The sequence below is a fragment of the Pseudoalteromonas sp. McH1-7 genome (assembly GCF_013366255.1).
Lineage (GTDB): Bacteria > Pseudomonadota > Gammaproteobacteria > Enterobacterales > Alteromonadaceae > Pseudoalteromonas > Pseudoalteromonas peptidolytica.
In genome coordinates this window covers 110,549-116,870 of the sequence record NZ_JABWPQ010000021.1, presented here as the reverse complement: position 1 = coordinate 116,870, position 6,322 = coordinate 110,549, and the positions used below count along the sequence as shown (strand labels likewise).

The 6,322-nt window shown below is 42.4% G+C and carries 3 protein-coding genes; 2 read left to right on the top strand and 1 reads right to left on the bottom strand.

From position 1 onward, the window contains the following. The first annotated feature begins 361 nt into the window (after nucleotides 1-361). Both HUZ36_RS15525 and HUZ36_RS15520 read left to right on the top strand, forming a co-directional pair. Entirely contained in the window at nucleotides 362-1,378 is a 1,017-nt protein-coding gene (locus tag HUZ36_RS15525; RefSeq protein ID WP_176033320.1) for a TAXI family TRAP transporter solute-binding subunit, read from the top strand. A 36-nt stretch (nucleotides 1,379-1,414) separates the two neighbouring features. Next, nucleotides 1,415-3,514 (top strand): TRAP transporter permease, encoded by a 2,100-nt coding sequence (locus HUZ36_RS15520; RefSeq protein WP_176033319.1) that lies wholly within the window; start codon nucleotides 1,415-1,417, stop codon nucleotides 3,512-3,514. Between the two features lie 164 nt (nucleotides 3,515-3,678). On the opposite strand, the gene plsB is transcribed toward HUZ36_RS15520, so the two are convergent. Then, the gene (gene plsB, locus HUZ36_RS15515; protein ID WP_176033318.1) at nucleotides 3,679-6,105 is read right to left on the bottom strand and encodes a glycerol-3-phosphate 1-O-acyltransferase PlsB; all 2,427 of its coding nucleotides are present in this window, start codon (nucleotides 6,103-6,105) and stop codon (nucleotides 3,679-3,681) included. Between the last annotated feature and the right edge of the window lie 217 nt (nucleotides 6,106-6,322).

The following is a 6,322-nucleotide window of genomic DNA, read 5'->3' as shown; positions in this document are numbered from 1 at the left end:
AATCGAAGCATAAGCTTTAGGTTGTAGCAATACACTGTAAAAAAGGTCGCGAAAGCGGCCTTTTTTAATGCCTATAGAAAATCAAAGGTAATACGTATATAGGCATGAGAGTGGCCCGCTTACAATATATGGATTGTCATAATCAACACATATCCCCATTATCCATAAGAACCGCACAACAATCTCCCGATATATCTTTTTGATGAACTAAAATCCACATTCTAACCACTCAATTAGCCTATTCTATACGTTATACCAATTAGCTTTAATACTTTGCCTCCATTGACGTAAAAATTTGGTTAAATTCGTAAAGATGTGCAAAATAAGCCTGTATAAAAAAATAAGATTAGGAAGTGAAATCATGTTAGCTCTATCAACCCGAGTGATTGTTGCTGTGCTCAGTACTGCAATTTCCCTATGTACTTTTACCAGTTATGCCAAAGTCGATAAGGAGAGATCTTATATTCTTGCAACAGCATCATCAGGGGGAACGTTTTATCCTGTGGGGGTTGCAATTGCGACATTAGCCAAACTTAAAATCACGCCACAGTATGGTATGAGTGTATCTGCTATAACCTCAGCAGGTTCGGGTGATAATCTAAAACTAATGCGAAATAAAGAGGCGGAACTGGCTATCTTACAAGGACTTTATGGCGCTTGGGCAACGCAAGGCGAAGGGGCGATGTCCACGGCAGGAAAGCAAGACTATCTGCGTTCGGTAACTATGCTTTGGCAGAATGTTGAGCACTTTGTAATTGATAAAAAGTATGCCAAAACGGGTAATGTGTCAGACTTAAAAAATCTTTACTCGCAAGGGTTTGGTATTGGTAAACGTAATTCAGGCACGGAAGGATCGGGCAAGCACATTATGGCTGCACTAAGTATTGATAGTGAGAAATTCACTTTGGTTCATAAAGGCTATGCAGGCTCTGCTAATGCGTTACAAAACGGTCAAATTGCAGGGATGAATATTCCCGCAGGCGTGCCAGTTAGTGCTATCACAAGTGCTTACGCTGCTGATGCTCAAGGGATAACTGTGCTTGATTTTACGGATGAGCAGCTACAAAAAGTAAATGGTGGGACTGAACTGTGGTCTCGTTTCGAAATTCCAGCGAACACCTATCCAGGTCAAACCCAAGCCATCAAAACGATTGCCCAGCCTAATTTCCTTGCTGTTCACAAAGACATGAACGAAGAAGATGTTTACCTTCTTACTAAGACGATTTATGAAAACTTGGTTTTTTTACAGACTATCCATAAAGCAACCAAGGCAATGGCAATTGAAAAAGCGTTAATAGGACTCCCTGCTAAATTACACCCAGGGGCACTAAAATATTATCGAGAAATAGGTATCGAGATACCTGCCCACCTGCAGTAGTGCTGGTCGTTAAGCAAAGTGAGACAGTATGTACCAATGAGTAGTATCAAAAATGAGCCGGATAGTTTAGTAGTACCAACAAAGCCCCAGAGTAACAAAGCAAGGCTAGCTTTCTATTTGGCGGTAATCACAAGCCTCTTACATCTTTATTTTAATTTAGTTGCTACCTGGCCAGACAATTATATTTCAGCCATTCACTTTATGTTGTTTGGGAGCTTTTTATTACTGACTGTGCCGCTTAATAGTGGCAGATGGACATGGGTTGCTCATGTGATTGATGTTGGGCTATGTGTAAGCTTAGTACTCAGTTGTGGCTATCTCGTGCTCTATAGTGACGCATTGGCAGCACGTAACTATGAATTTGCAACAGCTGACTGGCTAGCATCGATTACCGCTACGTTAGTGGCGCTAGAGTTAGTTCGTCGAAGTATGGGATGGTTTATTCCCGTTATGATCATGCTGGCGATGAGCTATGTATTGTTTCTTGGGCAATATATTGACGGTATTTTTCATTTTGCAGGACTCAGCGCTGAAACAATACTGTTTCGAAATTATTTTGATGACGGGCTCTTTGGGCCTATTGCCAAGATCTCTTGGACATTCGTATTTATGTTCATCCTGTTCGGTAGCTTTTTAGTTCAAGCGGGAACCGGTGATTTTATTATTCGTCTATCTAACGCACTTGTTGGGCGCATGGTTGGTGGCCAAGGTTTGGTTGCTGTGGTGAGTTCAGGCATGATGGGGTCAGTGTCTGGATCTGCGATTGCCAATACAGCTGCAACTGGTGTGATCACAATCCCTTTAATGAAGAAAGCCGGATTTCCGGCAAAATTTGCCGCTGCTGTTGAAGCTGGAGCCTCAACTGGTGGCCAGTTGATCCCACCAATTATGGGAGCCGGTGTGTTTGTGATGGCTTCATACACGCAGATCCCATATCTCACAATTATTGCGGCGGCGTTTATGCCAGCGATACTGTACTTTGCTTCCATTGCTATTTTTGTAAGAATTCAGGCAAAGCGATTAGGTATTAAACCACCAGAACACGCCGAGCAATTGAGTGCATGGCAAGAGTTAAAAGCGGGTTGGCATCATCTGTTACCTATATTGCTGCTGGTTGCACTTATGGTTTATGGCTTTACACCCACCTACGCCGTTAGTATTGCAACCCTCAGTGTATACTTATTTTCTTTGGTGTCTCGCACGCCAATGGGTTATTCAAAAGTACTCGCAGCACTTGCCTCGGCAACAGAGAATAGCGCCAAAACAGCGGTGTTATTGGTAACCATAGGTGTACTTATTAATTCTATATCTATCAGCTCACTTGGGGTTACTTTCTCTTTGATGATCAATGAATGGGCTGGGTCGAATTTGATGTTGTTGCTGGTGTTGATTGCATTGGCATCTCTAATCGTTGGAATGGGCTTACCTGTTACGGCATCTTATATTGTGTTAGCGACACTCTCAGCGCCTGCACTGTACGGATTGATCAGTCAATCTGCATTGGTAGAGGTGATAGTCAACGGCCAACTCAACGATACCGCGAACATGATGATGCAGATGATGGCGCCAAGCCTCAGTGAAATTTATAACTTGCCTACAACCAGCGCCAATGAGGTCATGACTATACTGGCTGGGTTACCACCAGAAGCTATTGAGATTATTCGTAGCAATCAATTCGATGCCTCGCACTTGGCGATGATGCTTCTATCAGCGCACATGATTATCTTTTGGCTGTCGCAAGATAGTAACGTGACCCCACCGGTGTGCTTGGTAGCCTTTACTGCGGCAGGGATCGCAAAAACTCCACCAATGACAACGGGAGTAGAAGCATGGAAGACAGCTAAAGCCTTATATATAGTGCCACTATTATTTGCTTACACTCCTTTTATAGGCGGTACTCACGTTGAAGTGATGCAAATATTTTTTACTGCCCTCATCGGTATCTATGCACTGGTTGCTGCAATTTATGGATATGCAGAGTCTCAATTGAAGCCATTGATAAGAGGAGTTATTGCGATTGCTGGCGTGTCGTTAGTATGGCCACATCAAATGTACTATCTAGACATTGGTGCAGCAATGATGGTGATTTCCTTGATTGCAACGCAAGTTTGGACTGCTAGAACGGCAAGAGTATAAAGAACTTCTTATTTAGAACAACTAAATAGCAAAGTTATTTCTTGCTCTCATGGGGGTAGGTACTTAGGTGGCGACGGTGCTACCAATAAGGTTTTCTCGTCTCAAAGTAGCTCGCTTAATTAAGCAAGTTGGTAAAAAGGCCCTAAAACATGGGCCTTTTACCTTTATACGATATGTTGAATGGACTGATAAATCCTAGCAGGAAGGAGTGCTTTTAAATGTTGCTCCAATGTCAGCAAAGTCGTTGTGCCACGAATACCTGTACCTTCATCTTGCTCAATAAAGCCCTGCTCTTTCAAACTAGAAACAAAAGCGCTTAGTACTTTCTTGTCAAAAAACTCGGGGCTTTTGACTCCATGCAATGTCCCAAGTCGCTCGGCCAGTAGTGCGCTCTCGCTTTCGAGCTCACTGCGACTCAAGCCCTGATGGTGTTTAACTAGGTTGATGGTGATTGCATAACGCTCTAGGGTCAAATGGATCACTTTACCTAGCATTTCAAGTTGAGCTAAGGCTGCCCCCTCTTTGTTAACAGAAGCCAGATGTCCGTCAAATGAAATAAGCTTCTGGGCTGCAAAGAAGGATAAAATAGATTCGATATAATTGTCTTGAAGATCGGTTAAAAACCACTCTTTAGCGAATAAAGGGTATAGCAACTCAACTTCTTTTCTGCATTCATCAATGCTTAAGCTGTAGCGGTTGAAAAGCTGTTGCGCTATTAAACTAGGTACTGCAAATAAATGAAGAATATTATTTCGATAATAATTTAGCAGCGCACGCTCATGTTCTTTAACACTGATGATGCTACCAAAGCTATCGTCAATGACATCGAACTTATCGAGCTTTAAAGCATGACTCAAGAGTGCTTCAGCACTACAAGCTGGGATTGTAGCATTGTTGTGATAGGGGGCTTGTCTGTGTAACTCTAGGTACAATTCGAGCTGCTGTAATAGCTGCGGCTTTGGTAATGCAAACTGTTCATTACTTAACAATATTGTGGCAAGAAGGTTGACAGAGTTAAGCGCTGCAGAGTTATTTATCTCGGTCATGATCACCTCAGAGAGATCAGCCACTTGTTTGTTTAGCCACACAGGCTTTTGCGCTTCTGTTGGGTGGATTGATGCACGCCAGTCAGGCTGCTGTTCGTTTAAAAATTGATTGACAGAAATTGGCTCGCCAAAATTTAAGTAGCCTCGTCCGTAATTTTTCAGATTCTTAATAGCCTTAAAAATGCCAAATATAGACTCATTTTTTTTGCTGTTGCCGGCTAACTCTTTTAGGTACGTATTGATTTCCATCACATGTTCATAACCGAGGTAAACAGGTACTAGCGAAATAGGTCTATCGATACCTCGTAGCATAGACTGAAGCGTCATAGCCAGCATGCCCGTTTTTGGTGGCAATAAGCGACCTGTGCGACTGCGCCCACCTTCGGTATAAAATTTGACAGAGTAGCCTTTAATAAAGAGCTGGCTGAGGTACTCTTTGAATACCGCAGAATACAGCTTATTTCCAGAAAAGGAGCGGCGAATAAAGAAAGCACCGCTGCGTCTAAAAATAGGGCCTGCAGGGAAGAAATTAAGATTAACACCTGCCGCAATATGTGGAGGCACTAAGCCTTGGTGATAAATGACATAGGTAAGTAGTAAGTAGTCCATATGGCTACGATGACAGGGGACATAGATGATTTCATGACCTTTATCAGCAAGTGCTTGGACTTTATCTGAGTTATTTACCTCAATGCCATTATAAAGTTTATTCCAAAGCCAAGTCAGAGCCCTATCTGCTACGCGCACCATGGCATCGGAATAATTCGCCGCGATTTCATCAAGTAAAGATAATGCTTGTAAGCGTGCCTCTTCTTGACTAAGGCCTTTTGCTTTGGCTTCGTCGGCAATGGCTTTTTTGATACTTTGTGATGCCAATATTGAACTGAATAGTTGCTCACGAGAAGGGAGCTTTGGTCCAGTTGCTGCGAGTTTTTGGCGTCTAAAGTGCACTCTGGCAACGCGTAAAAGCTTATGAGGAAGCTCTTCAACATCGGCTTTATCAGTAAGTAGTTGGTTAAGTTCAATAGGGCGTGAAAATCGAACAAAGTTGTCACGACCTGAAAATATCACTACAAAGCACTTTCGCAACCAGCTTGGGGTCAGTGAATTTGATAACAGCGTGCCCACACCTGGTTTTTCTTTGCCTGGATTTCTACCCCAAAGAATAGTCACAGGGATAACTTGGACATTTTGATTGATATCGGCTTTTAACGCTTCAAAAATTGCCCTGCTATGAGCAAGGGCATTGCTTGGCTTGTGGCTATTGCCAAATACGCTCGGTGGCGCTTGGATCCCAACAAACCGGTTGAGCTCTTTATTTCCTATTTTTTCTTTTTGGGAAGGTCTTGGCAAGCCAAGCTTCTTACACATTATATCCAACGCGACCATATCTGAAGTTGAATCTAACGTCGCCACATAAAAAGTAGGTATGCTTGGGTCAAGCTCATAGTCATTAATGGGATTTTCTGGCAATACTTTACTTTTGACGAAAAGCCAATTGCTACAACGAGCGATAGTGGTGAGCAAATAAGAAAAAATCTGCATGGAAATACCGAACAATTATCATTAATTATAGAATACCAAGATTTAACTGGACTGACCATTTCAACTGCTATTTTCAGCCATCTTGCTCTGTTTTTTGATGCTTTAAAAAGTAGCACAGTTATCTTAACGGACAATGATAGAAAGCTGTTTGTGCAGGTTACTTTTACTCTAAAGTTGCTAAGGCTGCGCCTAAACGCTGGTTATTTTACGGTCATAA